Source organism: Curtobacterium sp. MCLR17_058 (genome assembly GCF_003234705.2).
Taxonomy (GTDB): domain Bacteria; phylum Actinomycetota; class Actinomycetes; order Actinomycetales; family Microbacteriaceae; genus Curtobacterium; species Curtobacterium flaccumfaciens.
This window is the reverse complement of the sequence record NZ_CP126262.1, coordinates 3142766-3167420: the sequence shown is the minus strand read 5'-3', so window position 1 is coordinate 3167420 and position 24655 is coordinate 3142766. Positions and strand designations below refer to the sequence as shown.

27 protein-coding genes and 2 pseudogenes are annotated in these 24655 nt (G+C 71.7%); 8 read left to right on the top strand and 21 right to left on the bottom strand.

Translation table 11 applies throughout. From position 1 onward, the window contains the following. The first annotated feature begins 44 nt into the window (after positions 1 to 44). Positions 45 to 227, top strand: coding sequence for a hypothetical protein (locus DEJ11_RS14935; protein WP_111105156.1), 183 nt, complete (start codon positions 45 to 47; stop codon positions 225 to 227). A 75-nt stretch (positions 228 to 302) separates the two neighbouring features. On the opposite strand, the gene DEJ11_RS14930 is transcribed toward DEJ11_RS14935, so the two are convergent. The 4 genes from DEJ11_RS14930 to DEJ11_RS14915 all read right to left on the bottom strand — a co-directional run bounded on the left by DEJ11_RS14930 (position 303) and on the right by DEJ11_RS14915 (position 2940). Further along, positions 303 to 605 carry a putative quinol monooxygenase gene (locus DEJ11_RS14930; protein ID WP_071405925.1) on the bottom strand — a complete coding sequence of 101 codons (303 nt, stop codon included), beginning with the start codon at positions 603 to 605 and terminating at the stop codon, positions 303 to 305. Positions 606 to 668: 63 nt separating this feature from the next. Further along, the gene (locus tag DEJ11_RS14925; protein ID WP_111105155.1) at positions 669 to 1553 is read right to left on the bottom strand and encodes a 5-oxoprolinase subunit C family protein; all 885 of its coding nucleotides are present in this window, start codon (positions 1551 to 1553) and stop codon (positions 669 to 671) included. Further along, positions 1550 to 2182: a 5-oxoprolinase subunit B family protein gene (locus DEJ11_RS14920; protein ID WP_111105154.1), complete on the bottom strand. Its 633-nt coding sequence runs from the start codon at positions 2180 to 2182 to the stop codon at positions 1550 to 1552. Before DEJ11_RS14920 ends, DEJ11_RS14925 begins: the two co-directional genes overlap by 4 nt. Next, entirely contained in the window at positions 2179 to 2940 is a 762-nt protein-coding gene (locus DEJ11_RS14915; RefSeq protein WP_111030602.1) for a LamB/YcsF family protein, read from the bottom strand. Before DEJ11_RS14915 ends, DEJ11_RS14920 begins: the two co-directional genes overlap by 4 nt. A gap of 169 nt (positions 2941 to 3109) precedes the next feature. Between DEJ11_RS14915 and DEJ11_RS14910 the strand changes: the two genes are divergently transcribed. Beyond that, positions 3110 to 3280: a hypothetical protein gene (locus DEJ11_RS14910; protein ID WP_164941189.1), complete on the top strand. Its 171-nt coding sequence runs from the start codon at positions 3110 to 3112 to the stop codon at positions 3278 to 3280. A gap of 246 nt (positions 3281 to 3526) precedes the next feature. Beyond that, positions 3527 to 4891: an MFS transporter gene (locus DEJ11_RS14905; protein WP_071405927.1), complete on the top strand. Its 1365-nt coding sequence runs from the start codon at positions 3527 to 3529 to the stop codon at positions 4889 to 4891. Between the two features lie 99 nt (positions 4892 to 4990). Here DEJ11_RS14905 and DEJ11_RS14900 read toward each other — a convergent pair. From DEJ11_RS14900 to DEJ11_RS14880, 5 genes and pseudogenes are all read right to left on the bottom strand, one after another. Further along, positions 4991 to 5140 (bottom strand): annotated as a pseudogene (locus DEJ11_RS14900) (DivIVA domain-containing protein); the annotation flags it as partial. Between the two features lie 12 nt (positions 5141 to 5152). Further along, a pseudogene (locus DEJ11_RS14895) lies at positions 5153 to 5245 on the bottom strand (DivIVA domain-containing protein); the annotation flags it as partial. A 65-nt stretch (positions 5246 to 5310) separates the two neighbouring features. Next, positions 5311 to 5655 (bottom strand): hypothetical protein, encoded by a 345-nt coding sequence (locus tag DEJ11_RS14890; protein ID WP_071405928.1) that lies wholly within the window; start codon positions 5653 to 5655, stop codon positions 5311 to 5313. Positions 5656 to 5801: 146 nt separating this feature from the next. Further along, entirely contained in the window at positions 5802 to 6623 is an 822-nt protein-coding gene (locus tag DEJ11_RS14885) for an alpha/beta hydrolase (protein WP_181440901.1), read from the bottom strand. Positions 6624 to 6744: 121 nt separating this feature from the next. Continuing rightward, on the bottom strand, positions 6745 to 7458 hold the full coding sequence (locus tag DEJ11_RS14880; protein ID WP_111105152.1) for a hypothetical protein: 714 nt from the start codon (positions 7456 to 7458) through the stop codon (positions 6745 to 6747). Between the two features lie 9 nt (positions 7459 to 7467). Between DEJ11_RS14880 and DEJ11_RS14875 the strand changes: the two genes are divergently transcribed. The 3 genes from DEJ11_RS14875 (at position 7468) to DEJ11_RS14865 (ending at position 9418) form a co-directional block, all read left to right on the top strand. After that, positions 7468 to 8499 carry a YeiH family protein gene (locus DEJ11_RS14875; protein ID WP_111105151.1) on the top strand — a complete coding sequence of 344 codons (1032 nt, stop codon included), beginning with the start codon at positions 7468 to 7470 and terminating at the stop codon, positions 8497 to 8499. A gap of 77 nt (positions 8500 to 8576) precedes the next feature. Next, positions 8577 to 9188, top strand: a complete 612-nt coding sequence (locus tag DEJ11_RS14870; protein ID WP_111105150.1) for a hypothetical protein — start codon at positions 8577 to 8579, stop codon at positions 9186 to 9188. Next, positions 9188 to 9418: a helix-turn-helix domain-containing protein gene (locus DEJ11_RS14865; protein WP_071245067.1), complete on the top strand. Its 231-nt coding sequence runs from the start codon at positions 9188 to 9190 to the stop codon at positions 9416 to 9418. The genes DEJ11_RS14870 and DEJ11_RS14865 overlap by 1 nt, the downstream gene beginning before the upstream one ends. 17 nt (positions 9419 to 9435) lie before the next feature. Here DEJ11_RS14865 and DEJ11_RS14860 read toward each other — a convergent pair whose 3' ends face one another. From DEJ11_RS14860 to DEJ11_RS14815, 10 genes are read right to left on the bottom strand one after another with little or no spacing between them, the layout of a single operon-like run. After that, on the bottom strand, positions 9436 to 10254 hold the full coding sequence (locus DEJ11_RS14860; protein ID WP_111105149.1) for a GntR family transcriptional regulator: 819 nt from the start codon (positions 10252 to 10254) through the stop codon (positions 9436 to 9438). Then, positions 10251 to 10883, bottom strand: coding sequence for a TetR/AcrR family transcriptional regulator (locus tag DEJ11_RS14855; RefSeq protein WP_111093609.1), 633 nt, complete (start codon positions 10881 to 10883; stop codon positions 10251 to 10253). The genes DEJ11_RS14860 and DEJ11_RS14855 overlap by 4 nt, the downstream gene beginning before the upstream one ends. After that, positions 10880 to 11503 (bottom strand): isochorismatase family protein, encoded by a 624-nt coding sequence (locus DEJ11_RS14850; RefSeq protein WP_111105148.1) that lies wholly within the window; start codon positions 11501 to 11503, stop codon positions 10880 to 10882. The genes DEJ11_RS14855 and DEJ11_RS14850 overlap by 4 nt, the downstream gene beginning before the upstream one ends. Positions 11504 to 11549: 46 nt before the next feature. Further along, on the bottom strand, positions 11550 to 13007 hold the full coding sequence (locus DEJ11_RS14845) for an MFS transporter (protein WP_181440900.1): 1458 nt from the start codon (positions 13005 to 13007) through the stop codon (positions 11550 to 11552). 43 nt (positions 13008 to 13050) lie between these two features. Continuing rightward, the gene (locus DEJ11_RS14840; RefSeq protein WP_111105146.1) at positions 13051 to 14694 is read right to left on the bottom strand and encodes an amidase; all 1644 of its coding nucleotides are present in this window, start codon (positions 14692 to 14694) and stop codon (positions 13051 to 13053) included. Next, positions 14691 to 15602, bottom strand: coding sequence for a carbon-nitrogen hydrolase family protein (locus DEJ11_RS14835; RefSeq protein ID WP_111105145.1), 912 nt, complete (start codon positions 15600 to 15602; stop codon positions 14691 to 14693). Before DEJ11_RS14835 ends, DEJ11_RS14840 begins: the two co-directional genes overlap by 4 nt. Beyond that, positions 15599 to 16699, bottom strand: a complete 1101-nt coding sequence (gene rutA / locus DEJ11_RS14830) for a pyrimidine utilization protein A (protein WP_111030592.1) — start codon at positions 16697 to 16699, stop codon at positions 15599 to 15601. The genes DEJ11_RS14835 and rutA overlap by 4 nt, the downstream gene beginning before the upstream one ends. A 54-nt stretch (positions 16700 to 16753) precedes the next feature. Continuing rightward, the gene (locus tag DEJ11_RS14825) at positions 16754 to 17791 is read right to left on the bottom strand and encodes an ABC transporter permease (RefSeq protein WP_111030591.1); all 1038 of its coding nucleotides are present in this window, start codon (positions 17789 to 17791) and stop codon (positions 16754 to 16756) included. After that, positions 17791 to 19497 carry a sugar ABC transporter ATP-binding protein gene (locus DEJ11_RS14820; protein WP_111105144.1) on the bottom strand — a complete coding sequence of 569 codons (1707 nt, stop codon included), beginning with the start codon at positions 19495 to 19497 and terminating at the stop codon, positions 17791 to 17793. Before DEJ11_RS14820 ends, DEJ11_RS14825 begins: the two co-directional genes overlap by 1 nt. Further along, positions 19494 to 20675, bottom strand: a complete 1182-nt coding sequence (locus tag DEJ11_RS14815; RefSeq protein ID WP_071405945.1) for a sugar ABC transporter substrate-binding protein — start codon at positions 20673 to 20675, stop codon at positions 19494 to 19496. The genes DEJ11_RS14820 and DEJ11_RS14815 overlap by 4 nt, the downstream gene beginning before the upstream one ends. Before the next feature lie 678 nt (positions 20676 to 21353). Here DEJ11_RS14815 and DEJ11_RS14810 point away from each other — a divergent pair. Continuing rightward, entirely contained in the window at positions 21354 to 21869 is a 516-nt protein-coding gene (locus DEJ11_RS14810) for an NADPH-dependent FMN reductase (protein WP_071405946.1), read from the top strand. After that, positions 21866 to 22369 carry a flavin reductase family protein gene (locus tag DEJ11_RS14805; protein ID WP_071405947.1) on the top strand — a complete coding sequence of 168 codons (504 nt, stop codon included), beginning with the start codon at positions 21866 to 21868 and terminating at the stop codon, positions 22367 to 22369. Before DEJ11_RS14810 ends, DEJ11_RS14805 begins: the two co-directional genes overlap by 4 nt. Before the next feature lie 122 nt (positions 22370 to 22491). Here DEJ11_RS14805 and DEJ11_RS14800 read toward each other — a convergent pair whose 3' ends face one another. Then, positions 22492 to 23568, bottom strand: coding sequence for an ABC transporter permease (locus tag DEJ11_RS14800; protein ID WP_111105143.1), 1077 nt, complete (start codon positions 23566 to 23568; stop codon positions 22492 to 22494). Continuing rightward, on the bottom strand, positions 23565 to 24446 hold the full coding sequence (locus DEJ11_RS14795) for an ABC transporter ATP-binding protein (protein WP_111105142.1): 882 nt from the start codon (positions 24444 to 24446) through the stop codon (positions 23565 to 23567). Before DEJ11_RS14795 ends, DEJ11_RS14800 begins: the two co-directional genes overlap by 4 nt. Positions 24447 to 24655: the final 209 nt, after the last annotated feature.

Below are 24655 nucleotides of genomic sequence, written 5' to 3'. Positions count from 1 at the left end.
ATCGTCTGCGGACACGTCGAGGATCCGGAGGTACCTTCGGGGCCATGAGCGATCCGAAGGACGACGAGACCCTCGACGACTTCCGCGAGGCGCAGGAGACCGACTACGAGCCGGAGCCGAGCGTGCTCGACCCCGACGACCTGCCGGTGGTCGACGACGCGGACGACGAACTGCTCCCCGACGACGATCGACCGGTGCCGCTCGACGCCGACGACGATTCGATCTGAGCGATCGCGCCGTCGTCGTGCCGCGGCACCGGCGCTGACGCAGGTGCCGACGTCAGCTTCGGTTTCGGCGTCTGCTCAGTCGAGCGGGAGGGTCCGCGCGAAGGTGCGGGTGACCGGCGTCGCGGCGAGGAACGGTGCCATCGCCGGAGCGCCCTCCGGCGTCGCACGCCAGGCCACGTAGGTGTCGTGGTCCTCGGGGGTCGTCCACGACTCGACGACGACCATGCGCGCCGGGTCCTCGTCGTCGACCAGGACCTCGAGCGACTCCAGGCCGTGGAACGACGCGGTCTGTTCGAGCGTCTCGCGGATCGCACCCTGGAGTGCGTCTTCGGGGGCGTCGCTCTGGAACTGGACCTCGAGCAGGACGGTCATCGACATGGGGAACCTTTCGTCAGCGGTGTCCAAGCCAACCCCTGACCCCCTGCGCTTGTTCCGGGTCGGTCAGTCGAGGATGCGGAACCGGAGCGGATCGCCCGGACGGAGCTGCGCAGCGAGGTCGATCGACGACGGTGTCAGGACCGCGACGACCGGGTAGCCGCCGGTCACCGGGTGGTCGGCGAGGAACAGCACGGGGAAGCCCTCGGGCGGCACCTGCAGTGACCCGGTCTCGACGCCCTCGCTCGGCAGTTCGCGTGCCACGGAGCGGGCGAGCGGCGTCTCGGCCGTGGTGCGGACCCCGACGCGGTCGCTGTCCGCACTGACGGAGAAGTCCTGGCCGGTCAGGGTCGTGCGCCACTCCGGGGTGAACCAGTCGTCGCGCGGTCCGGGCACCACGTCGAGCACGACCGGCTCGTCCGGCCACCGCGGCGCGGGCTGCGGCACCGCGTCGACGATCGGCCACGACACCCGGGCGTCGCCGACGGGCAGGACGTCACCGGCCGACAGCGGCGGCGGACCGAGGCGCGCGAGGGAGTCCCACGAGCGGCTGCCGAGCACCGGGTCGACCGCGAAGCCCCCGAGGACCGCGACGTACGCGCGCAGGCCCACGGTCGCGGTGCCGATCCGGAGCGTGTCGCCCGGGGCCAGCAGCAGCACCTCGTGCGAGGCGGCACCGCGGACCGATCCGTCCGCCCGCTCGACCTCGACGGGGCAGGCCGCGCCGGTGGTGGCCGCGACCACGTACGCGTCGGCGCGGAGCGTGACGGAGCCGAGCAGAGCCTCCAGGACGGCCGCGTCGGGACGGTTGCCGACCAGCCGGTTGGCGAGCGCCGCGGAGCCGCGGTCGGCTGCTCCGGCCGCCCCGAGGCCCATGTCGCTGAAGCCCGGGCGCCCGAGGTCCTGCGTGGTCGCGCCGTAGCCGACCTGCACGACGGTCAGCGCGGTCATGCCGCACCCGCCACGACGAAGCGGACGAGCGTGCCGGCGGGCGCGAGCGCCGGAGGCGTGCGCTCGAGGGACCACATCGGCACCTCGGTGCGGCCGATGAGCTGCCAGCCGCCGGGCGATGTCCGCGGGTAGACGGCGCTGAACTCGCCGGCCAACGCCACGGCGCCGCTGGGGACGGCTGTGCGGGCGGTGCTGCGGCGGGGCAGGTCGAGCGGGCGATCGCTGCGGGTGAGGTAGCTGAAGCCGGGGGCGAAGCCGCAGAACGCGCTCGTCCAGAGCTGCCCGGTGTGCCACGCCACGAGCTCGTCGTGCCGCATGCCGGTCACTTCGGTGACGGTGTCGAGGTCCTCGCCGTCGTAGGTGACGGGGATGACGAGCGGCTCGGTGTCCTGCGCTTCGAGCGCTGCGCTGACCGGGTCGACCTGTGCGAGCTCGGAGCGGAGTCGCCCGGCGTCCGTCGTCGTCGGGTCGAACCGGAGCAGCAGTGTCCGGGCACCGGAGACGACCTCGGTCAGCCCCGGCAGGGTGGCCTGTGCGAGCCCGGCGCGGAAGGCGACGACGTCGGCGAGGGACCCGAACGTGGCGAGGAGTGCGGTGCCGCCAGCGGAGCGGACCTCCGGGCCAGTCACGGTGCGAAGGGCGCGATCGTCACGCCGTGCTCGGTCAGCAGTGCTCGGATGGCGCGAGCCATCGCCACCGCGTCCGGGGAGTCGCCGTGCACGCAGACCGAGTCGGCACGCACGGCGATCTCGGACCCGTCGACGGCGGTCGCGACACCATCGGTGACCATGCGGAGCACCCGGGCTGCGACCTCGTCCGGGTCGTGCAGCACCGACCCCGGCTGCTTCCGCGACACCAGCGAGCCGTCGGGTTCGTAGGCGCGATCGGCGAAGGACTCGCTCACCGCGCGGAGCCCGTGCCGCTCGGCTGCCAGCAGCAGTTCCGACCCGGGCAGCGCCAGCACGGCGAGGGACGGGTCGACCTCGGCCACGGCGCGGACGACGGCCTCGGCCTGCACCGGGTCGGCGCAGGCCGTGTTGTACAGGGCGCCGTGCGGCTTGACGTAGGTCACGGCCGTGCCGGCGACGTGCGCGGTGGCGGCCATCGCGCCGAGCTGGTGCACGACGTCGGCGTACAGCTCGTCGGGGGTGACGTGCACGGGCCGGCGGCCGAAGCCGATCAGGTCGCGGTAGGCCACGTGCGCGCCGATCGCCACACCACGCTCGGCGGCGGCGCGGGCAGTGGCGAGCATGATCGTCGGGTCGCCGGCGTGGAACCCGCAGGCGACGTTGGCGCTCGAGACGACGTCGAGCATCGCGGCGTCGTCGCCCATGGCCCAGGCACCGAAGCCCTCGCCCAGGTCGCTGTTCAGGTCGATCGTCGTCACGGGTGCTCCCTGTCGTCGCGGGTTGTTGAACAATCTACCGATCACCCCGGTCCCTGTCATCCGCTTCCCCCGGTCGGACGGCGGTTTCCGAGGTGCGCCACGTACTGTCCGAGTCCTCAGTACCACCGGCGGCAGTGCTGCCGGATCAATCTCTGCACTGGAGCAGCTCATGACCGACAGTGACAACACGCACGACGCCCCGAAGAACGACTCCGAGGGCACCGAGAAGCCGGGCGGCCTCGGCGACGACAACACCATCCCGAACAACCCCGACGGCCTGGCCGCGGGGCACACCGGCGACGACTCGCACTTCAACCCGGAAGAGGACGGCGAGCACTAGCGGCTCCTTTCCGGCCTGCGGGTCGATGCAGAACGACACCGTCGTTGTCCTCCGACAGCGGCGGTGTCGTTCTGCGTCGGCACGCGTCCGCACGCGTCCGCACGCGTCCGCACGCATCCGTCCGCCCCGACGAAACAAACAGCGCAAAACCTTCCGGCACGAGGTTTCCGGTGCTACAGTCCCGATCACCTAGCAGCACTAGGGATTCAGCGGGCACCGAAGCCCCCTGTGACTCAAGGAGGAGTCATGTCGACACCGACGTCGAAGGAAGAACCCACGCGGGGCATCGCCGGGACCGCGTCCCCAGCGGTCACCGCAGCCGCCGGCGCCACCGCCACGGACGCCGCGGCGTCCCGAGCGTTCTCGGTCGAGGGCATCACGCAGTCCGTCAGCACCGTCCGGGTGGGTCGGGGGTACCTCTGGGGCCTCAGCTTCGCCCAGTTCGGCCTGTTCGTCGCCCTGCTCACCCCGGTCTTCGTGAGCATGTCGATCAAGGCGACGGAGCTGAACCCGACGAGCCCCGAGACCGTCGTCGGCTCGGTCCTGCCGTTCGGAGCGCTCGGCGCCCTGTTCGCCAACCCCCTGTTCGGCGCGCTCTCCGACCGCACCCGCACACGGTGGGGCCGTCGCCGCCCCTGGATGGTCGGCGGTGTCGTCGTCTTCGTCGGTTCCCTCGCCTGGCTCGCGTTCTCGCCCGACGTGCTGCAGCTCACCCTGGCCTGGGTGCTGGCGCAGGTCTCCGCCAACGCCGTCCTCTCCACGCTGACGGCGAGCTTCGCCGACAACGTGCCGGAGTTCCAGCGCGGCAAGGCCTCGAGCGTCATCGCCCTGGCACAGAACATCGCGATCCTGGCCGGGCTCTACCTGGCCGTGTACCTGGTCGGCAACCTGCCGGTCCTGTTCATCGCACCGGGCGTCCTGGCGATCGTCGCGGTCCTCGTCTACTCGTTCGTCGCCCGCGACGACCTGCCGACGACGCCCGTCAAGCCCTTCAGCTGGGTCAACCTGATCAGCTCGTTCTGGACGAACCCGATCAAGCACCGCGACTTCGGGCTCGCCTGGTGGGGCCGCTTCCTCATCACCTTCGGCACGTTCATGTTCACGACGTACCGACTCCTCTACATGCAGGACCGCATCGGGCTCCCGCAGGGCGAAGCGGTCGGGGTCGTCGCGTTCGGCGTGCTCCTGTACACGATCGCCCTGCTCGTCAGTGCGGCCGTCTCCGGCTGGGTGTCCGACCGGATCCAGCGTCGCAAGGTCTTCGTCTGGGGTTCGACGGCCATGACCGCCGTCGGCCTGGTGATCCTGGCCCACGTCGACAGCGTCGGCGGGTTCTACTTCGCCGAGATCGTCCTCGGTTTCGCCTTCGGCATCTACGCCGCCATCGACACCGCCCTGGTCGTCGACGTGCTGCCCGACCCGGAGCGCCCCGGCAAGGACCTCGGCGTCATCAACATCGCGAACGCCCTGCCGCAGTCACTCGCCCCCGCCGTCGGTCTGTTCCTGCTCGGCATCGGTGGCGGCCAGAACTACACGCTCATGCTCTGGGGTGCCGGCGTCGCCGTCATCCTCGGCGCCCTGGTGATCCTGCCCATCAAGTCGGTCCGCTGACCGACGCGACCGCCTGGAGGCGCGACCCGCGTCCGCGACGCACGCCGCGCCTCCAGGCGGTCACCTGCACCGCAGGTGGCCGCTTCAGCGGGCGCCGTGCTGGCGCAGTGCGACGACGACCTCGTCGAGGAAGTCGTCGACCTGCCCCTGGTCGTACCCCTCGCGGAACTTCGTCGGCTGGAACCGGACCGCTGCGACCTGCTCCGGTGTGAGCGGGTCGACCGGGCGTCGCTGCTCGTACCCGGCCAGGGTGGTCTGGATCCGGTCGAGGAACGCGTCGACCTCGCTCTGGTCGTACCCCTCGCGGAACTTGGTCGGCCGGAACCGCTTGTCCGCCACCTCTCGTGCGAGCATGTCCTCCCCCTTCTGCTGGCGCCTCTCGTGGCCCTGCCATGGTGTCACGGGCGGGTTGCCGGGGGTCAGAGCTGCGGTGAGCGCCTGCCGAACAGCGCGTCGAGGAACCGCGAGAACCGCGACTCCGGCTCGTGGGGCGTCTCGATCGAGCGGGTCGGCGAACGGAACGCCAGGTCGTGCAGCATGTTCCGCTTCGACCCGTCCCAGTTGGCGAACAGGTAGGTCCCGCCGATGAAGGACATGCTCCGGACCGGGGTGCGCTTCCACGAGTCGGCAGCCACGTAGTAGCCCGCGTGGCCGGCGCGGATGTGCTGGATCACGGTGTCCACGTCGATGACACCGGTCGGTGTCACGACGGCGGTGATGCCCGTGCGGTCGCGGGCGACGTACTCGATGAGGTGTTCGGTCACGATGGAACTCTTCGTCACGGTGGTGAGACGCCACGGCAGGGAGCGTGGCGAAGGGGATTCGGAACCGCCGTTGCTTCCGTTTCCAGAGTACGTCCGCCGCAGGCGTGCCGTCCCCGGATGTCCGCCGTTCGCAGGCGGATGAGCGTTCAGCGGATGGGGGTCCGGTCGGCCCAGTCCACGATGTGACCGATGGCGTCGTCGAAGTCCCGCGTGCCGGGTTGGTTGAGGAACGCGTGACGGCTGTCCGGCAGGACGTGTCGTTCGACCTCGATGCCCGCGGCCTCGAGCTCGTCCGCGAAGCGCTCGCCCGAGGCGCGCATCACGTCCCGCTCGGCGTCGATCAGCAGGGTGCGGGGGAACCCGCCGAGGTCGTCGGACGCCGGGTAGACCGCAGTGGGGCGGCCGCCCGCGTAGGCCCGGTTGCTCAGGTCGAGCAGCAGCGGCGCGTGCGTGAGCCGCCGGTGCCCTCGGACGAGTCGCTGCAGCGCCCGGTCACGCGGGAGTCGGGCGTGGAAGAACCCGTAGGTCAGCACGAGGCCGGCCAGTGGCGGGGCGGTCGCGACCGCGGATGCCGCCAGGCACGCACCGGCGCTCGCCCCGCCGAGCAGCAGCCCGGACGGTGCCTCGTGGTGCAGGTGGTGGAGGACGGCGACGATCTCGTCCCGCGCGTGGGGTGCCCGTCGTCGCCCACGTGATCCACCCCGGCCGAGCCACGGCAGTCCGGGCAGCGGTCCGAGGCGGTAGTCGACGGTCACGACCGGCAGCCCGCGCTCGGCGAGCGCCCGTGCGACGGCGTCGGACTCCGGCAGGTCGAGGTCGCCCCGGAAGAACCCGCCGCCGTGCACCCAGACCAGGGTCGGGGATCCCGTGGCGGCGCTCCGGTCCAGCGGTCGGTACCGCCGGACGGGGACCGGGCCGTGTGGGCCGTCGATCCGGTCGTCCGCGACCTCGATCGTGTCCTGGTGCATCCCCCGCATGGGAGCAGTGTCGCAGCACGCCGCAGCACGCCGCAGCACGCCGCACCACCGCAAGCTTCACCTGGAACGACGAGACCGGCCGCGTCGAGATGACGGGGGACACCCCGCCCGCTCAGTGACGGTCGGCCGGCGCGGAAGCCACGCCGAGCTCCCGCTGCAGGGTGCGGAGGACCCGTACGAGGGTGTCGAGCTTGTCCGGTCCGGCCTCGAACCCACGTCCGAGGGCGGACCGCGGCTGCACGACCACGTCGTCACCGTCGGTCGTGCTGATCCAGACGCCGAAGTCGGCACGCTGGCCGCGGGATTCCCTCGTCGCGACGGAGAACCGTCGGATGCGCGCCCACGGCAGGTCGAACACCGGCGCGTCCCGTGACGGTGTCCACGCGTGCAGGCCGAACTCGTCGACGGTCCAGACCTCGGGGCGGGGCTTCGGGAAGTCGTCGGAGGTGCGCAGGCCGGACGTCAGCACGGGCAGGTGGAACCGGGGTGCCCGCCCCGCTCCGATGCGCGCGAGCGTCCGGCGGTCGCCTCGCCCGGCGGACAACGTCGACACGGCCAACAGCACCCCGAACCCCGCGACCACGATCGGCCACAGCACGAACGCCCCCTGTGTCCGGGCGCTGTCGATGCCGCGCAGGAAGTCCGGGAACGCGAACTCGGCGACGAGCGCGGCGAGCCCCACCGCCGTGGTGACGACCGCCGCGAGCAGCACCGGCCCCCGCTTCGGCATCTCCCCGTCGCGCAGCCGTTGCACCCACCGTTCCCCCGAGTACTCCACCGTGCCATCCTGCCCGTCGCGGCCACCGATCGTCCGCGAGCGCGACATGCTGTTCCCATGCAGTCCGTCCGTGCCGCCGCACCCGGTGTCGCCCTCGCCGTGGTGATCGGCATCGTCGCCACCCTCGTCGGCCGGGTCGTCCCGGTGGTCGGCGGTCCCGTCCCCGCCGTCCTGATCGGTGCCGTCGTCGGGTGGCTGGTCCGGCGTCGCACCGGTGGCACACTCGCCGCGCTGGCTCCCGGCGTGAAGTTCTCGTCCAGCCGGGTCCTGCAGTTCGCCGTGGTCTTGCTCGGCGCGCAGCTGTCCATCGGCGAGGTCCTGCGCATCGGCGGTGAGACCCTGCCGGTGATGCTCGCGACGCTCGTCGTCTGCCTGGTGGCCGCGTGGGGGATCGGTCGGCTGCTCCGGGTCTCGGGCGCACTCCGCACCCTGATCGGCGTCGGGACCGGCATCTGCGGTGCGTCCGCGATCGCGGCCGTGACACCGGTCATCGGTGCGGTCAGTGCGGACGTCGCCTACGCGATGTCGACGATCTTCCTCTGCAACATCGCGGCCGTCTTCGCCTTCCCGCTGCTCGGGCACGCCCTGGGCCTCAGCCAGCACGCCTTCGGCGTCTTCGCGGGCACCGCCGTGAACGACACGTCGTCCGTCGTCGCCACGGCGACGGTCTACGGCCGCCAGGCGACCGACACTGCGGTCGTCGTGAAGCTGGTGCGCACCCTGATGATCATCCCGATCGTCATCGGGCTGGCCGGACTGGAGGCCCGCCGCGCCTCCCGCGAGCAGCTCACCCCCGCCTCGGGGCCGGGTCGCGGGTTCCGTGTGTTCCGGTTGGTGCCGTGGTTCCTGATCGGGTTCCTCGTGGTGGTGCTGCTCCGGACGGTCGGGGTCCTGCCCGCGTCCGTGGCGCCGGGGTTCGCGACGGCCGCCTCGTTCCTCATCACGGTGGCGCTCGCCGCGATCGGCTGCTCGACGGACTTCGCCGCGCTCCGCCGTGCCGGGTTCCGGCCGATGCTGCTCGGCATCGCGCTCTGGGTCCTGGTGGCGGGGACGAGCCTGGGCATGCAGGCAGCCTTCGGGCTGCTGTAGGGGTTGCCGGCACCGGACCTATCGTTTATCGTTGCATCGAAATTCGATGGTATCGATGATCGACAGGGGAAGCAGCCATGACCACTCCCGTCTACGAACCGCCCCGCGGGCGGAACTCCTACCTGGCCTACGTCGTCTCGTGTGCGATCGGCATCGCGATCGTCGTGTGGCGGTACGTCGACCTGCTCGTCCACTCGATCGCCTCGGGCACGGTGGCGGTGCCGGTCCGGATCCGCGAGACCAGTGCCGTCCCGCAGCCTCCGGGCGGTGCGACGGTGACGTCCGACCAGCTCGTGCTCCGGGCGCCGATCGCCGACGTGCCGGGTGGTGCGATCGGGTACATCCGCGTCGGCGACGCCCTGGAGGTCCTGCTCGTCAGCGCCCTCATCGCCCTGGTCGCGGCGGTGGCCTGGAAGATCTCACGCGGCGGGCTCTTCGACCGCTCGACCACCCGGATCCTCGACTGGCTCGCCGGCGCGGTGCTGGCCGCCGGGTTCCTGCCGTCGTTCGTCCGCCGGATGGGGTGGAACTGGGTCGTGTCGGGCCTCGGCTGGGAGGGGTACCTGCCCACGCCGGTGGTCGACCACCAGTTCCTGCCCGTGTACCTCGGCCTGCTCGTCGTCGTCTGCTTCCGGTTCGCGCTCACCGCCTCGCAGCGGATGGTGCGGGACCAGGCCGGGCTGGTCTGATGCCCCCGGAACAGGAGGACGGCCACGCGGTCGTCTGCCACCTCGACGACCTGCTGGCCGAGCGGGGGATGACCCTGACCGAGCTCGCCGACCGCGTCGGTGTGACCGTCGTCAACCTCTCGGTGCTCAAGAACAACCGGGCCCGCGCGATCCGGTTCTCCACCCTCACCCGACTGTGCGAGGTGCTCGGCTGCCAGCCGGGCGACGTCTTCTCGGTCCGCACCGACTGACGATCCCCGCCCGGGCCTCACGTGATCCGGGAGTCGATCACCGCCCGGTCGCCGCGGTACCGCGAGAACCCGTACTCGACGGGTGTCCCGTCGGCCAGGCACATCAGCCGTTCGATGTGGAAGATCGCCTGGCCGGGATCGATGTCGAGCAGGTCGGCCGTCCACTGGTCGGCGTTCACGGTGCTCAGGAGCAACCGTCGTGCCTCCGGCCGCGCACCGGCCTCCCTGACGAGCACGTCGGGCACGTACTCGGTCAGCGGTTCGGCGACCAGGTCGGGGAAGCGCTCGTGCGGGACCCAGCTCGTCCGGACCCGGCTCGGTTCGCCGTCGAACGAGATGAGGCTCTCGACGAAGAAGGCGCTGCTGCCGGTCATCTGCAGGTTGCGCCGGACCGTCTCCGGCGCGGTCACCTGCTGCACGCACAGGTGCACGATGCTGAGCCGGGGCGACTCGAACACGCTGCCGCCGGCCGTCTCGCCGTAGATCGTGACCTCGTCGGACGTCCGGGCCAGACTCACCGAGGCGACGGGCCGCACACCGAACGTGCCCGATCGCGGCGCACGGGTGAGCAGCCGCTGTTCCTTGAGCAACGCGAGGGCAGCCCGCAGGACGTTCCGCGTCGTGCCGTACAGGTCGAGCAACTCCCACTCGTACGGCAGCGGCCCGGTGAACCGCCCCGCGACGATGTCGGCCCGGATCAGGTCGGACACCTGGCGGGCCGCGTCGGAGCGTCGGTTGAACCCGATCCAGTGACCCGGTGCCGACGGTGTCGTCCCGACCCCCATGTCGGTCCAGGCAGCGGACGGGGCGAACCCCTCCGGCACGGTCCCGGTCACGAGGTCACCCCCACCGTCGACAGGTCGCCGGTCCAACCGGCCCACCGCAGGAACTCCCGGGCCAGCCGCACCGGGTAGTCGGGCGCCTGGATGTCGAGCGAGACGAACACGCGTCGGTAGAACGTCGGCCCGCCGAGCAGGTCCACGGCGATGCCGAGGTCGACGTCCGGTCGCAGGTCGCCCGCGTCCATCGCCCGCTGCAGCATCGCGTTCACCCGCAGCCGCCGGTCCAGGTGCCACTCGGCGACGGCCGCGGCGACCCGCGGCTCGTGCGACGCGGTCTCCACGATGAGCGGGAGCGCCCGACCGACCGGCGTCGCGACGAGGGCGTGCACCCATCCGCGGGTGAGCCCGAGGACACCCGCGGCGATCGGGGCGTCCTGCACCGTCGGGATGTGCTCCTCCATCAGCCGGATCACGGTCTCGGTGAGCAGGACCTCCTTGCTCGACCACCGCCGGTAGATCGTCGCCGCACCCACGCCGGCCGCGTCGGCGACGGCCCGGATCGTGAACGCGCGGGGGTCGCCCTCGGCCAGGATCTCGACGCACGCGGTGTACACGGACTCGCCGACGGCAGCGCTCCGCGGCCGGCCCCGGACCGGCGCCTCGATGCGCGTCGTGGTGCTCATGCCGCGTCCCAGTGCTCGAGGACCTGGTCCATGGGCCAGACCTCGCCGATCTTGGCGGCGATGTCGAACAGGTTGGCTTCGTGCACGCTCGGCAACCGGTCGCCGACGGCGTCGCGCACGACGATCGGGACGAACCCGTGCTGCATGGCGTCCGTGGCCGTCGCGCGGATGCACCCGCTCGTCGACAGCCCCGCGATGAAGAGCGTGTCGACGCCGCGGGCGACGAGGTCGGCGGCCAGCGACGTGCCGAAGAACGCGCTCGGGTACTGCTTGGGCACCAGGGTGTCGCCGTCGAGGGGTTCGAGCCCGTCGACGAACGCTCCGGTCGACGCGCCGGGCAGGTACGCAGCGAGTGCCGGCACCTTGCGGAAGAACACGCCGGCGTTGGACCCGTCGGCGGAGAGTGCCATCGTCGTGATCGCCACGTGCACCCCGGCGGCGCGGGCAGCGGTGGTGAGCTCCCGCATCCGCTCGACGGGTTCCTCGACGCCGGCGTAGAGCCCGCAGTCGGGGTCGACGTAGGCGCGGACCGGATCGACCACGACGAGCGCAGCGCGTCGTCCTGGGCGGAGCGTGCCGGTGAAGCCGGCTGCCGCGTAGTCCTGGTGGTCGTCGGTCATGGCGTCCTGCTTCCGTCGTGGGTGGTCGTTGCCAGGGTGGGGACGGTCACGTGGACGCCCCCGGCTCGGGGATCGGCCCCGACCTGTCGGGCCGGAGTGGCGCCTCCCGGTCGGGAGGCCCGAACGGACCGAACGCGACGATGAGCGCCCCCAGGGCCGCGCAGCCGGCGAACGTCAGCGCCGCGGCGCGGACGCCGTCGACGAACACCTGGACGTCGCCGGACGGCAGGCTGAGCAGGCTGCCGTCGTAGGCCGCAGCCGCCCGGGCCGCGGACAGGCCGCCCGTCGCGATCGCGAGGCCGAGCGCCGTCGAGAACAGGAAACCGGCGTTCTGCAGGGCCGAACGGATGGCGTTCGCGATGCCGCGGCGGTGCTCCGGGACGCGGGTCATCAGTGCCGACGTGCTCGGCGTCATGAACACGCCGGTGCCGACCCCGACCGCGCCGAGGCCGGTGGCGGTGACGGCGTAGGCGTCGCCGTCGGCGAGGGACACCGCGAGCACCGCGGCGCCGAGCGCGATGAGGAGCATGCCGATGGTCGACAGCGTCCGCGCGGCGACCCGGCGGGCGAGGAACCCGGCGCTCACCGCCGCGACCGTCGTGCCGATCGGCGTGGGCAGCACCCAGAGGGCGGCGTCGACGGCGTCCTTGCCGTCGACCGCCTGGAACGAGAGGGAAGCCAGCAGGACCAGTGCGTAACTGGACAGGGCGCACAGCCCGGCGGCGGAGAACAGGGTGATGGTGGTGCGGTCGCGGAAGATCGCCGGGTCGACCAGGGGGTGCGCGACCCGGCGTTGGGTCCACACGAACACACCGCCGAGCACGACCGCGCCGGCGGTCATCGCGACGACGGGCACGGCCGACCAACCGACCGAGCCGCCGGTCGAGACCGCACCGACGAGCAGTCCGACGGCGGCGACGGACAGGACCGACCCCGGCACGTCGAGGCGCTCGCCGGAACGGGGGCGCGTGCTGTGCGGGATCAACCGGAGCGACCAGATGAGTCCGGCCAGTGAGATCGGCACACCGGCGAGGAAGATCCAGCGCCACCCGAACGACTCGGTGACCAGGCCGCCCACGACCGGACCGATGACCTGCCCCACCGCGGCGACCGTGGCGTTCAGACCGAGGCCGAGCGACAGGATCGACTCCGGGAAGACATCGGTGAGCAGCGCGGTCGTGTTGGTGACGATCGCCGCCGCACCCACGCCCTGCACGAGTCGGGCGCCGAGCAGCACCGCCGCGTCCGGGGCGAAGCCGCACGCGAGTGAGGCGAGCAGGAAGACGAGGATCCCGGCGATGTAGAGGCGGCGACGACCGACCAGGTCGGCGATGCGCCCGAAGACCAGGATGAGGGTGGTCGTGGTGAGCATGTAGCTGAGGAGCACCCAGCTGGACTGCACGGCGCTGGCGTCGAGGTCACGGCTGACGTCGGGGAGCGCGATGAGGAGTGCGCTCGAGGAGATGAAGACGAGGACGACGCTGAGGCTCGACGCGCAGAGCACCTGCCAGGCGCGTCGCCGGGCGGCGCCCTCGTCGACGGGGCGGCTACCGATCGCTCGGCCCTCGCACGGCGGACGACGACGGCACCCTGCGGTGGTGCGTCGTGGTCCGCTGGAAGGCGGCCGCTGCGGACAGCACGAGGCGGTCGTCCCACGGCCGCGCGACGAGCTGCACGCCGACGGGCAGACCGTCCGGCGCGGTGCCCGCCGGCATCATGAGCGCGGGGAACCCCACGTAGTCGAACAGCCGGGTGTTCCGGGGGATGACGTCGTGCAGGTTGAAGCGCTCGCCGTCGACCGACATCGTCAGGTCGTCGAGTCGCGGGGCGGTGGCGCCGATCCCGGGGGTGAGCACCACGTCGACGCCGGCCTCGTCCATCCGGGTGACCATCGCGGCCTGCACGAGCGGGCGACGGCGGAGTGCCCGGAGGTAGTCGGCAGCGGTCGGCAGGAACGACACGTCGAACCGGGCGCGGGTCCCGGCGTCGAACAGGTCGGCCGTGCCGGCGTTGGCCTCCTGGTTCGCGGCGAGCTCACCGTAGAACACCGTCCAGCACTCCGAGTCGATCGACTCCAGGTCGTCGAACTCGATCGGTACGAGGGTCGCACCGAGCTCGTGGAACCGCTCGACCGCCGCGGCGTGTGCATCGAGCACCGCACGGTCGACGCGTTCGGTGAACCAGCCGAGCGGGACCCCGATCCGGAGCCCCTCGACCCGTTCCGGCGCGGCCTCGATGAGCGGGACGGCGGGGAACGTCGTCGGGTCCTGGCCGTCGGAGCCGGCGATGACCCGCAGGACGAGCGCGAGGTCCTCCGCGGAGCGTGCCATCGGTCCGACGTGGTCGAGGGTCCACGACAGGCTCGCGACCCCGGTGCGCGGCACGAGCCCGTACGTCGGCTTGATCCCGGTGGTCCCGCAGAGGGCGGACGGCACGCGGATCGACCCGCCGGTGTCGGACCCGAGCGCGAGCGGGACGATCCGGGCGGCGAGTGCCGAACCCGACCCGGTCGAGGAGCCACCGGTCCAGCGCTCGGGGTCCCAGGGGTTCCGCACGGCGCCGTACCGGGCGTTGTGCGGCCCGCCGCAGGCGAACTCGGTGGTGGCCGCCGTGAACACCGGGATCGCGCCGGCGGAGCGGAGCCGGGCCACGACGGTGGCGTCGGCCGGGGCCACACGGTCACCGGTCTGGAGCGAGCCGCTCGTGACGATCGTCCCCGCGACGTCGATGATGTCCTTCACGGCGAACGGGATCCCCTCGAGCGGCCGGGCGTCGTCGTGCGCCCAGCGGCGGGTGGACTCGGCGGCGGCTTCCTCGGCCCCCTGCACCAGGCGCAGGACGGCGTCCGACCAGACGTCGTCGCTCGTCCAGTGCGGGGCGAGTGCGGCGAGGACCTCGGACGGGGTCGTGGTGCCGGACCGGTACGCGGCGAGGAGTTCGACGACCGAGGCGGCGGCGGGGTCGGTGGCTGCTCGGGAGGCCGTCAGGTCGTCGTCCGGCCCGGCAGCGGTCGGCGCCGGGGCCCCGTCGACCGCTGCGTCGAGGAGCCGGCCGAACAGCTGCGCACTGTGGGCCGGTTCCGCGGGCAGCGCCGACGGGGCGGCGGGCAAAGGGTTCGCGCGGCTCGCGGCCAGCGCGCGGTCGAGCTGCGGTGCGATGGTGCCGCGGACCAGGGCGGCGACGTCCGTCACGCGGGGACCGCCGCCGCTGCGTGGGCGTCGGCGAGGTACCGGAACACCCCGGGCTGCCGGTCACGTCCGAGCGGGAAGTCCCGGCGGGCTGCCGCGACCTCGCCGACGTCGATGGTGGCCCGGATGATCGGCCCCGCCTGGTGGGCGGGGGCCGAGACGACCAGGTCACCCCGTGGTGAGACGACCGAGGACCGACCGAAGTAGCTGACGGTCTTGCCGTCGACGGTCTCCTCGCCGCCGCGGTTCGGGGCGAGGACCCACGTCTGGGTCTCGAGCGCGCGGACCTGCAGTTCCTGGGTGAACAGGGTCTCGCGGAAGCCCATCGAGGACACGAGCACGAGCATCACCTCGGCGCCGGCGGCCCGTGACGCGAGCCAGTACTCCGGGAAGCTCCGGTCGTAGCAGATGAGCATGCCGAAGCGGGTGCCGAGCGCGTCGAACACGACCGGTCCGGAACCGGCTTCGAAGTAGTGCTTCTCGTCGACGTCGGAGATCGCGTTCGTCGGGATCGAGGTCTTGCGGTACGACGCCACACGGTCGCCGTGCACGTCGGTGCCCTGCACGAGCGTGCCGTCGGCGTCGATGAGCACCGCGCTGTTGTACTGGGCCCCACCGGCGTCCTCGTACAGCCCGAAGGCGACGGCGGTCCCCAGACGCTTCGCCGCACTCGCGAAGCGGGCGGTCGCCGGACCCGGGACGGGCTGTGCCCAGGACTTCCGGCTGTCGTTGACCACGCCGCAGAAGTAGGGCGTGGTGCAGAGCTCGGGGAAGACGACGAGATCGGCGCCGACGGCGGCTTCCTCGAACAGGGCGATGAGCTCGTCGAGGGCGACGTCGTGGTCGGCGGGGACCTCGCCGGCCTGGACGACCGCGACCTCGATGACCGGGCGGCTCGCTGCGGCGCTCATGCCGTGACCGCGCTCGGAGCAGCCGACGCCACGCCCTCGCGGGTGCGCATCAGCGGCTGGATGCGGGTGCCGAAGTCGTCCATCCCCTGCAGGAAGTCGTCGAACACCAGCATGATGCCCTTCGTGCCCTCGACCGCCGCGGCCTCGTCGAGCATCGCCGCGACGTGCTCGTAGGAGCCGACGAGCGTGCCCATGTTCATGTTCACGGCGCCCTCGGGCAGCGAGATCCGCTTCGCCGTGTTGCCCTCCTCGCCCTCGGCGTCGGTGAGTGCCTGGCCGGTCATCCAGGCGATCGCCTCGACGTCGACCCCGTCGCTGTACCGCTCCCACTTCGCCTGGGCGGCCTCGTCGGTCTCGTCGGCGATGACCATGAAGAGCACGTAGGAGCCCACGTCGCGGCCGGTCTTCTCGCGGGCCTCGAGCAGCGCCTGGTTCTGCTCGGCGTAGGCGGTCGGGGTGTTCACGCCGACGCCCATCGAGAAGTTGTAGTCCGAGTACTCCGCGGCGAACGCCATGCCCTGCGACGACTGGCCGGCCGAGACGATCGGGATGTGCGACGTCGGCCGTGGGAGCATCCGGCAGTCGTCCATCTGGAAGTACTCGCCGTGGAAGTCGCTCCGGCCGGTCTCCCACAGCTCCTTCATCACCTGCATGTACTCGGTCTGGTAGGCGTAGCGGCGCTTGAAGTGCACCTCGTCGCCCGGCCAGAGGCCCATCTGGTCGTACTCCGCCTTCTGCCACCCGGCGACCAGGTTCAGCCCGAAGCGGCCGTGCGAGATCGAGTCGACGGTCGCCGCCATGCGCGCCGCGATCGCCGGCGGGATGGTCAGGACGGCGGTCGTCGCGAACAGGCGGATCCGCTCGGTGCGGGCAGCGAGACCGGCCATCAGGGTGAAGGACTCGAGGTTCTCGTCCCAGAAGCCGCTCGGGCCGCCGAAGCCGCGCAGCTTGATCATCGAGAGGGCGAAGTCGAAGCCGTACGACTCGGCCTTCTGTACGATCTCGAGGTTCAGGTCGAACGACGGCTTGTACTGGGGCGAGGTGGTGGAGATGAGCCAGCCGTTGCTGCCGATCGGGATGAAGACGCCGATGTCCATGGGGGACTCGCTTTCTGTGGTGGGTGTCGAGGGAGGGACGAACGGGGAGCGGGTTCAGGAACGCTTCGCGGCGGCCTTGGCGGCGGTCGCGACGGAGTGCCGCCGGATGGTCTGCGACACGGCGACGGCGACGATGAGGGCGCCGCCGTAGAACAGCTGCTGCACGAAGTTGTCGGCGCCGAGCATCTGCAGGCCGACGACTCCGGAGAACAGGAAGTACACGGCGATGAAGGTGCCGATCGCGTTGAAGCGGCCGGGGACGATCGCGGTCGCGCCGAGGTAGCAGGCGGCGAACGCGGGGAGCAGGAACGACTGTCCGCTCGACGGGTCGGCGCCGCCGAGGGTGCCGGCGTAGACGACCCCGGCGACCGCGGCGGTGAGCCCGGCGCCGACGAACGCGCCGACCCGCAGCCGTCGCACGTTCAGCCCGGAGAGCTCGGCGACGGTGCGGCCGGTCCCGACGAACAGCAGCCGCCGGCCGACCGGGGTGGCGCTCAGCACGACCAGGACGACGACGGTGGCGATCAGCCCGTAGACGAACGCGAGCGGCAGGCCCGCCAGGCCCCGCCACCCGACGGTGGCCTGCACGAGCGCCGGGTCGATGCCCGTCACCGACGACGACGCGCTCATCCACTGGATGATCCCGATCATGAACGTCGACGTGCCGAGGGTGACGATGAACGAGTCGATGCGGAACCCGACGGTGAGCAGGCCGTTGACCAGCCCCACGACGACGCCGATGACCAGGCCGGCGGCGATCGCGGGCACGAGCGGGATGTCCATCTTCGCGTTGAGCACGGCGATGGTCATGGCGGAGAGCGACATCGTCGAGGCGCCGGAGAGGTCGAACTCGCCCGCGGTGAGCGGGAACAGGAACCCGAGCGCCAGGATGAGCAGCACCGACTGGGACCCGAGGATGTTCTGCAGGTTGCCGAGGGTCGGGTAGGTGTCGGGCAGCGCGATGCTGAACGCGATGACGATGACGAGCCAGGCGCCGAGCAGCGCGTACCGCTCGGTGTGCCCCCACGAGAAGCGCGGGCGGGTCGGACGGACGATCGAGGTCTCGAGGACGGGGTCGGCGGTGGTGGACATCAGGCGTTCTCCTTGACTGCGGAGGAGGCATCGGGGGAGGAGGGCACGGCGGGGGACGCCGGGGCGTCGTCGTCGACGAGGCTCGCCACGACGGCAGCCGCGATGACGTCGCGGTCGATGCGGTCGTCGGTCAGCACGTCGTGCACGCGGCCGTGGGCGAGGACGACGACGCGGTCGCACACCTGCGCGAGCTGGTCGTAGTCGGTGGAGGCGCAGACGATCGTGACGCCCTGCTCCGCACTCCGGCGGAGCATCGAGAAGATCGCGGCGCGGGCCCCGACGTCGATGCCCTGGGTCGGTTCCTGCAGCAGCACGAGCCTCGGGTCGTCCTGCATCCACTTGGCCAGGACGGCCTTCTGCTGGTTGCCGCCGGACAGTGTCCCGAACAGGGCGGCCGGGTCGGCGGGCCGGACGTCGTAGTCACGGACGAGTCCCGCGACGTGGGCGCGTTCCCGCGCGGGCGACAGGCCGAGCAGTCCGCGGAGCTTCCCGAGGACGGGGAGCGTGACGTTCTGCTCGACGGACAGGGTGAGTGCCCCGCCCTCGCGCTTGCGGTCCGCGGGGACGTACACGACGCCGCGGGCGATCGAGGAGCCGGGCGTCACCCGTGCCAGGTCGACCGGCGCGGGCGTCGCCCCGTCGTGCCGCACGGCGAGCGAGCCGGTCGCGGGCCGTGCGCCGTACAGGCCGGGCAGCACGTCCTCGACACCGGAGCCGGCGAGCCCGGTGATGCCGACGACCTCGCCGTCCGCGACGTCGAACGACAGACCGTCGACGACACCGACCCGGAGGTCCCGCACCGTCACGACGGCGTCGCCGGTGGTCGCCGGGCGCGGAGTCCTGGCAGCGGGACCGTCCAGTCCGCGTCCGACGATGAGGGAGACGAGCTCGTCCGCCGTCGTCGTGGCGGTGTCCCGATGCGCCTGGACCCGGCCCGCCCGCAGGACGGTGACCCGGTCGGCGTGCTGGAGGACCTCGGACATGTCGTGCGACACCAGCAGTGCCGAGGTACGGCCGTCCGCCACGAGGTCCTTCACGACGCGGAACAGCAGGTCGGCGTCCTCCTTCGGCAGGAAGACCGTCGGCTCGTCGAGCACGATGAGCGCCCGGTCGTCGCCCAGCTCGGCGACGGCCCGCAGGATCGCGACGAGGGCCTTCTGGGTGTCGGTGAGTTCGTCGATCCGTGCTCGCGGGTCGATGTCGACCCCGTACCGCGCGAACAGCTCGGCCGCGGCACGGTGCTCGGCGCCCCAGCGGACGAAGGGTCCGCGCCCGGCCACCACGGTCGCGAGCCGCAGGTTCTCGGTCACGCCGAGCGACGGCACGAGTGCCAGGTCCTGGTGGACGAAGCTGATCCCGACGCGGCGGAAGTACCCGGGAGGCACCGGCAGGGGCAGCCGGGCGCCTCGGACCTCGATCGTCGCGCCCGGCTCCGGCGCGTACGTGCCGGACAGGATCTTGATGAGGGTCGACTTGCCGGAGCCGTTCTCGCCGAGCAGTGCGTGCACCTGACCCGGCAGGACCTCGAGGTCGACGTCGTCGAGTGCGGTCAGCCCGCCGAAGCGCTTCGTGAGCCCGCTGATCCGCAGGACCGGCGCGGTGTCCGCGACGGACGCGAGGTCCGCACCGGATGCGGTGGCCGCACCGGACCCGACGACCGCAGCCGACGATGCGGAGCCGAGCCGTGCCTCCCGGGTGGCGGTCACTCGGCCGCGCCCCAGATCGCTTCGTACCCGGTCTTGTACGCGTCGCCGTAGCCCTTGCTCGGCGCCGGCGGCGTGCCGGTCTCGTCGACGTTGTCCTTCGTGAAGACCTTCAGCGGGGTCTTCTCGTCACCGTCCTCGATGATCGGCGTGCCGGTCAGGACACGGCCGGCCTGGTCGAGCGTCGCGTAGGCGAGCCACTCCATGTTCTCGCCGATGTCCATCGTGAGGACGCTGCCCTCCTGCAGGATCTTCAGCACCGCGGGGGTGCCGTTGTACGAGGAGGTGAAGACCTGGCCGGTCTTGCCGGCAGCGGTCACGCCGGCCTCGACGTACAGCGTCATCGAGTCGTAGACCGGCAGGACGTAGTCGAGGTTCGGGTCGGACTGCACGGCGGACTGCACGGTCGACGAGATCTTCGTCGCCCAGTCGGCGACGGGGACGTTCGTCACCTTCACCTTGCAGCCGTCGCACTGCGCCTCGAACTCGTCCTGCATCGCCTTGACGATGCCGTCGGACGGCGGCACCTCGGACGACGTGATGATGAGGACGTCGCCCTGGCCCTTGGTCTCCTTGATGGCCCAGTCGGCGTTGAGCTTGGCGGCTTCGTGGAACGGGGCGGTCACCTGCGCGGCGACGAGGTCCTGCAGCTGGTCCGGCAGCGCCTGCCCGGTCTGGTAGGTGTGACTGATCAGCACGGGGATCCCCGCTGCCTTCGCACGCTTCAGTGCCGGGACGATCAGTTCGCCGTTGACGCCCTGCGCCAGCACGATGATGTCGGCTCCGCGGCTGATCGCCTGGTCGATGCCGGCGGAGTGCTCGGTGGGCGTGCCCTGGTTCGTGTACTCGATCCACTTCGCGCCGTACTGCTCGGCGACCTTCTCGCCAGCCTCGTCGACCGCGGTGATGAAGGGGACGGCGGACGAGTTCGGGATGTTGAAGATCGTCTTGCCGGCGATGCCCGACATGTCGAAGCGAGCGCCCTCGAAGGTGAACTCGGGGTCGACGCTGGCGGCCTTGATCTGGCTCGTGGCGTGCTCGACACCGGCGGTGTCGTCACCGGAACTCGTCGACGCGGTCGAGGTGGCAGAGCAGGCGGACAGCAGCAGCACGCCGGCGAGTGCGGCGGCGAGGAGCGCGGGACGCGACGGACGCGTTCGGGACGGTGCGGGGGACGACATCGGTCGGGGACCTCCTGGACGGGTGGAGCAGGGAAGGTGCGGGGACGGGGAGCCGGAGCGGGGACGGGGGAGCTGCGGCGGGTACGACGAAGGCCCCGCGGAGCGGGGCAGGACGTGCAGGGAGCCGGACCGGGCGGCGGCGGGGCGGCGGATCGCCGGTGACGCCGGCCGCTGCAGTGGGGCTGATGCGAATGTAACGGCCGCGGGGCACCGGCAGGCGGTCGCCCGGTAACGGTCCTGTTAGGCGTTTGTTTCGCTGGTGTTAGGCCACCTGCGGCGCCCGACGCCGAGGGGCGTCCGCCCCGCCGATCCGGGGTGGACGACTGCGCCACCGACCCGCGAGCAGGGGCGGATCGGGGCGGTGACGGGCCGGCGACGGCGGGGCGAAACACGCCGGACCCATCCGAGGCGACTTCCGGAAACGGCGCTCTCACAATTCGGCGCGGTCAGCGAGGACCGTGCCTGGCGGAATGGCCGGGAGACCCGGACGCGCAGCCCCGCTGACCGGGACATTCGGGTGCCACGGGGCAGGGGGCAGCTGGCGTAACCCACCCGATACGGACGCGGCACGGCGACGAAACGAACGAGCGGTGGACTGCACCAACGACCCGCTGCACGAACCACACGCTCCACGAACACCCCCGCACCCACCACCCGCCCACCGACAGGAGCACCCCGATGATCACCACCGTCGTCGCCGGCAACCCCAAGCCGGCCTCACGGACGCTCGACGCCGCGACGGTCGTGCTCGAACGGCTCACCGGCCGCGCCCCCGACCACGTCGTCGACGTCATCGACCTCGGTGCCGGCCTGCTCGGCTGGGGTGACGCCGCCGTGTCGGACGCCGTCCGGACCGTCGCCGGTTCGGACCTCGTCGTCGTCGCGTCGCCGACGTTCAAGGCGACGTACACCGGCGTGCTCAAGCTGTTCCTCGACCAGTTCGGTACCGGCGACGGACTCGCCGGTGTCGTCGCGGTGCCGCTCATGCTCGGTGCCGGCCCGGCCCATGCCCTCGCCCCCGAGGTCTTCCTCAAACCGGTGCTGGTCGAACTCGGCGCGACCGTCGTCGCACCCGCCCTGTACCTCAACGACAAGCAGTACTCGGACCCCGCATCGACCGACGTGTGGCTCGCCCGCTGGCAGGACGTCGTCCTCGGCGCGGCCGCCGTCCACCAGGAAGGAACCGCGTCATGATCAGCCCCTACTCCACCGAGGCCCCGGACCTGTCCGCGCTCAAGCAGGCGTTCTCCGGGTTCCCGTGCGGCGTCGCCGCGCTCTCCGCCGTCGTGGACGGCGAACCGACCGTGCTCGTGGCCTCCTCGTTCACGGTCGGCGTCTCGCAGGACCCGCCGCTCGTGATGTTCGCCGTGCAGCACACGTCGACCACGTGGCCGGTGCTGCGGGACGCCGGCACGATCGGCGTCTCGATCCTCGGCGAGGGGCACGCGCAGGTCACCCGGCAGCTCGCCTCGCGTGACAAGTCGATCCGCTTCGTCGGTGTCGACACGACCGTCGCCGAGACGGGTGCGGTGTTCCTGCAGGGGGCCCCGATCTGGTTGGAGTGCTCGGTCGAGCACACCTACCCGGCCGGCGACCACGACATCGTGGTGCTCCGGGTGCTCGGACTCATGTCCGACTTCGCGCACAACCCGCTGGTCTGGCACCGGTCCGCCTTCGCGACCCTGACCGCCTGACCGGCGCCGGGCAACGGACTGGAGGCCCGCCCCGCGTGAGCAGATCTGCTCACGTGGGGCGGGCCTCCAATCCGAACCCGCCGGGCCTGCCGGGCTTGCCGGGTTTGCCGGGCCTGGCGGCGTCAGCCGCGCAGCGCCTCCGACAGCTTCACGCGACTGCCGGTGCGGAGCAGGGCGTTCTCGTAGACGCGGGCACCGATGACCACGACCGCGACGACCGAAGCGGCGACGATGACGAGCGACAGGATCGGCTCCCACCACTCGGCCGTCCCCAGGAAGATCCGCATGGGCATGCCGATCGGGGCGCTGAACGGCACGTACGACATGATGCCGAGGATCGTCGGGTTGTCGTACGCGACGATGATCAGGAAGTACGGGATCATCACGAGCATCATCACCGGGGTGGTGACGCTGCCGACGTCCTCCTGGCGGGACACCAGCACGGCCGCCGCGGCGAACAGCGACGCGAGGAGCACGAACCCGATCGCGAAGAAGCTGATGAACCACAGGATGCTCGGGCCGAGCATCGCGAACATGTTGTCCTGCCCGGTCACCGCCAACGTGACGATGGCGGCGACGGCCACCGCGACGATCTGGGCGAAGGCCATGATGCTGTTGCCGAGGACCTTGCCGGCGAGCAGCGCCCTGGCCGGGATCGCGGACATCAGGATCTCGACCACCCGCGTCGACTTCTCCTCGACGACGCTCTGCGCGATCGACTGGCCGAACGTCACCGCCGACGCGAAGTACACGACGCCGAACGCGATGGCGATGAGGTACACCAGGCCACCCGGCAACGCGTCCGGGTCGAGCAACTCGATGCGCGGGGTGACGCTCAACGCCGAGACGACCTCGGACGGGGCCTCGTCGAGTCCGACGACCTTGTAGCCGAGCGGGTCGTCCGACGGCACGATCGCCGCGTCGACGTCGCCCTTGGTCACGAGCCGTTCGGCGTCGTCGACCGATGCCGACTTCGTGACGTCCAGCCCACTGGTGGTCGGCAGCGAGACGCCGTCGACGACCGCGACCGGGGTGGTGTCGTCGGCGGTGGCCTTGCTCACGATCCCGCCGACGACGATCGACGCGACGACCATGCCGATCAGGATGAGCGCCGAGACCACGAAGGCCTTGCTGCGAATGCGTGCCTGGATCTCACGTGCGGAGACGAGCCGCACGGCCTGCACGAAGGAGTTGTTCATCGCACGACCTCCCGGAAGACCTCGCTGAGCCGCGGCACCCGCGGCGAGAACGACCCGACGGTGCCGTGCTGGACGGCACGCTGCAGGACGCGCTGGGCGGTGGCGGCGTCGGCCTCGAAGACCGCGTACCCGCCGTCGAACTCCCGCACGGCCACACCCGGCTCGTCGCGGAGCCAGGCGACGTCCCCGTCGACCAGCAGCTCCCACGCGGCCGGACCGGCCTGTTTGCGGAGTTCCTCCTGCGGACCGGCGGCGCGGATCGTGCCACCGGCGATGACGACGACGTCGTCGCACAGCCGCTCGACCACGTCGAGCTGGTGGCTCGAGAACAGCACGGGGACGCCCCGGGCCGCGGTCTCGCGCAGGACACCGAGCACCGTGTCGACGGCCATCGGGTCGAGGCCCGAGAACGGCTCGTCGAGCACGAGCACCTCGGGGTCGTGTGCCAGCGCCGCGGCGATCTGCACGCGCTGCTGGTTGCCGAGCGAGAGCTTCTCGACGGGGTCGCCGGCGTGTGCGGTGAGTTCGAGGCGGTCGAGCAGCTCGCCGGTGCGGGTCGTCGCGGCGCGCTTGTCGACGCCGTGCAGCCGGGCCAGGTAGGTGATCTGCTCGGCCACCGGCATCTTCGGGTACAGGCCGCGTTCCTCGGGCATGTAGCCGAAGCGGCGGCGGTCGGCGGGACGGACCGCGGTGCCGTCGATCGAGACCGTGCCCGCATCGGCCTGGAGCACGCCGAGCATGATGCGCATGGTGGTGGTCTTGCCGGCACCGTTGCCGCCGACGAAGCCGGTGAGGCGGCCGCTGCCGACCGTGAACCCCACGTCGTCGAGCACCCGGCGGTCGCCGAAGTGCTTGGTCACCCCTTCGATGGTGAGCATGTCGTTCCCCTTCGTCGCGACGCTGGTCGTCGCTGCGTCCGACGCTATTGGCCGGGAGGCACGCCCCGCCTCCGCCGCCAGGCGGGACTTGGGTGGGTGGTCGGCTCCACCGCGTGGGGGAGGAGCGCGCGTCGGCCCGGCTCGGCACGGCGCGCGGCGCGCGCTGGGTGCGGGTCGGCACGGTGCGGGCTTGTTCGGCTCGTGCGGGT

Excerpts from the sequence above, each read along its gene's own strand:
- DEJ11_RS14935 (WP_111105156.1), top strand. The coding sequence starts at position 45 with ATGAGCGATCCGAAGGACGACGAGACCCTCGACGACTTCCGCGAGGCG.
- DEJ11_RS14930 (WP_071405925.1), bottom strand. The coding sequence starts at position 605 with ATGTCGATGACCGTCCTGCTCGAGGTCCAGTTCCAGAGCGACGCCCCC.
- DEJ11_RS14925 (WP_111105155.1), bottom strand. The coding sequence starts at position 1,553 with ATGACCGCGCTGACCGTCGTGCAGGTCGGCTACGGCGCGACCACGCAG.
- DEJ11_RS14910 (WP_164941189.1), top strand. The coding sequence starts at position 3,110 with ATGACCGACAGTGACAACACGCACGACGCCCCGAAGAACGACTCCGAG.
- DEJ11_RS14905 (WP_071405927.1), top strand. The coding sequence starts at position 3,527 with ATGTCGACACCGACGTCGAAGGAAGAACCCACGCGGGGCATCGCCGGG.
- DEJ11_RS14885 (WP_181440901.1), bottom strand. The coding sequence starts at position 6,623 with ATGCACCAGGACACGATCGAGGTCGCGGACGACCGGATCGACGGCCCA.
- DEJ11_RS14880 (WP_111105152.1), bottom strand. The coding sequence starts at position 7,458 with ATGTCGCGCTCGCGGACGATCGGTGGCCGCGACGGGCAGGATGGCACG.
- DEJ11_RS14875 (WP_111105151.1), top strand. The coding sequence starts at position 7,468 with ATGCAGTCCGTCCGTGCCGCCGCACCCGGTGTCGCCCTCGCCGTGGTG.
- DEJ11_RS14870 (WP_111105150.1), top strand. The coding sequence starts at position 8,577 with ATGACCACTCCCGTCTACGAACCGCCCCGCGGGCGGAACTCCTACCTG.
- DEJ11_RS14865 (WP_071245067.1), top strand. The coding sequence starts at position 9,188 with ATGCCCCCGGAACAGGAGGACGGCCACGCGGTCGTCTGCCACCTCGAC.
- DEJ11_RS14855 (WP_111093609.1), bottom strand. The coding sequence starts at position 10,883 with ATGAGCACCACGACGCGCATCGAGGCGCCGGTCCGGGGCCGGCCGCGG.
- DEJ11_RS14850 (WP_111105148.1), bottom strand. The coding sequence starts at position 11,503 with ATGACCGACGACCACCAGGACTACGCGGCAGCCGGCTTCACCGGCACG.
- DEJ11_RS14835 (WP_111105145.1), bottom strand. The coding sequence starts at position 15,602 with ATGAGCGCCGCAGCGAGCCGCCCGGTCATCGAGGTCGCGGTCGTCCAG.
- rutA (WP_111030592.1), bottom strand. The coding sequence starts at position 16,699 with ATGGACATCGGCGTCTTCATCCCGATCGGCAGCAACGGCTGGCTCATC.
- DEJ11_RS14825 (WP_111030591.1), bottom strand. The coding sequence starts at position 17,791 with ATGTCCACCACCGCCGACCCCGTCCTCGAGACCTCGATCGTCCGTCCG.
- DEJ11_RS14815 (WP_071405945.1), bottom strand. The coding sequence starts at position 20,675 with ATGTCGTCCCCCGCACCGTCCCGAACGCGTCCGTCGCGTCCCGCGCTC.
- DEJ11_RS14810 (WP_071405946.1), top strand. The coding sequence starts at position 21,354 with ATGATCACCACCGTCGTCGCCGGCAACCCCAAGCCGGCCTCACGGACG.
- DEJ11_RS14805 (WP_071405947.1), top strand. The coding sequence starts at position 21,866 with ATGATCAGCCCCTACTCCACCGAGGCCCCGGACCTGTCCGCGCTCAAG.
- DEJ11_RS14800 (WP_111105143.1), bottom strand. The coding sequence starts at position 23,568 with ATGAACAACTCCTTCGTGCAGGCCGTGCGGCTCGTCTCCGCACGTGAG.
- DEJ11_RS14795 (WP_111105142.1), bottom strand. The coding sequence starts at position 24,446 with ATGCTCACCATCGAAGGGGTGACCAAGCACTTCGGCGACCGCCGGGTG.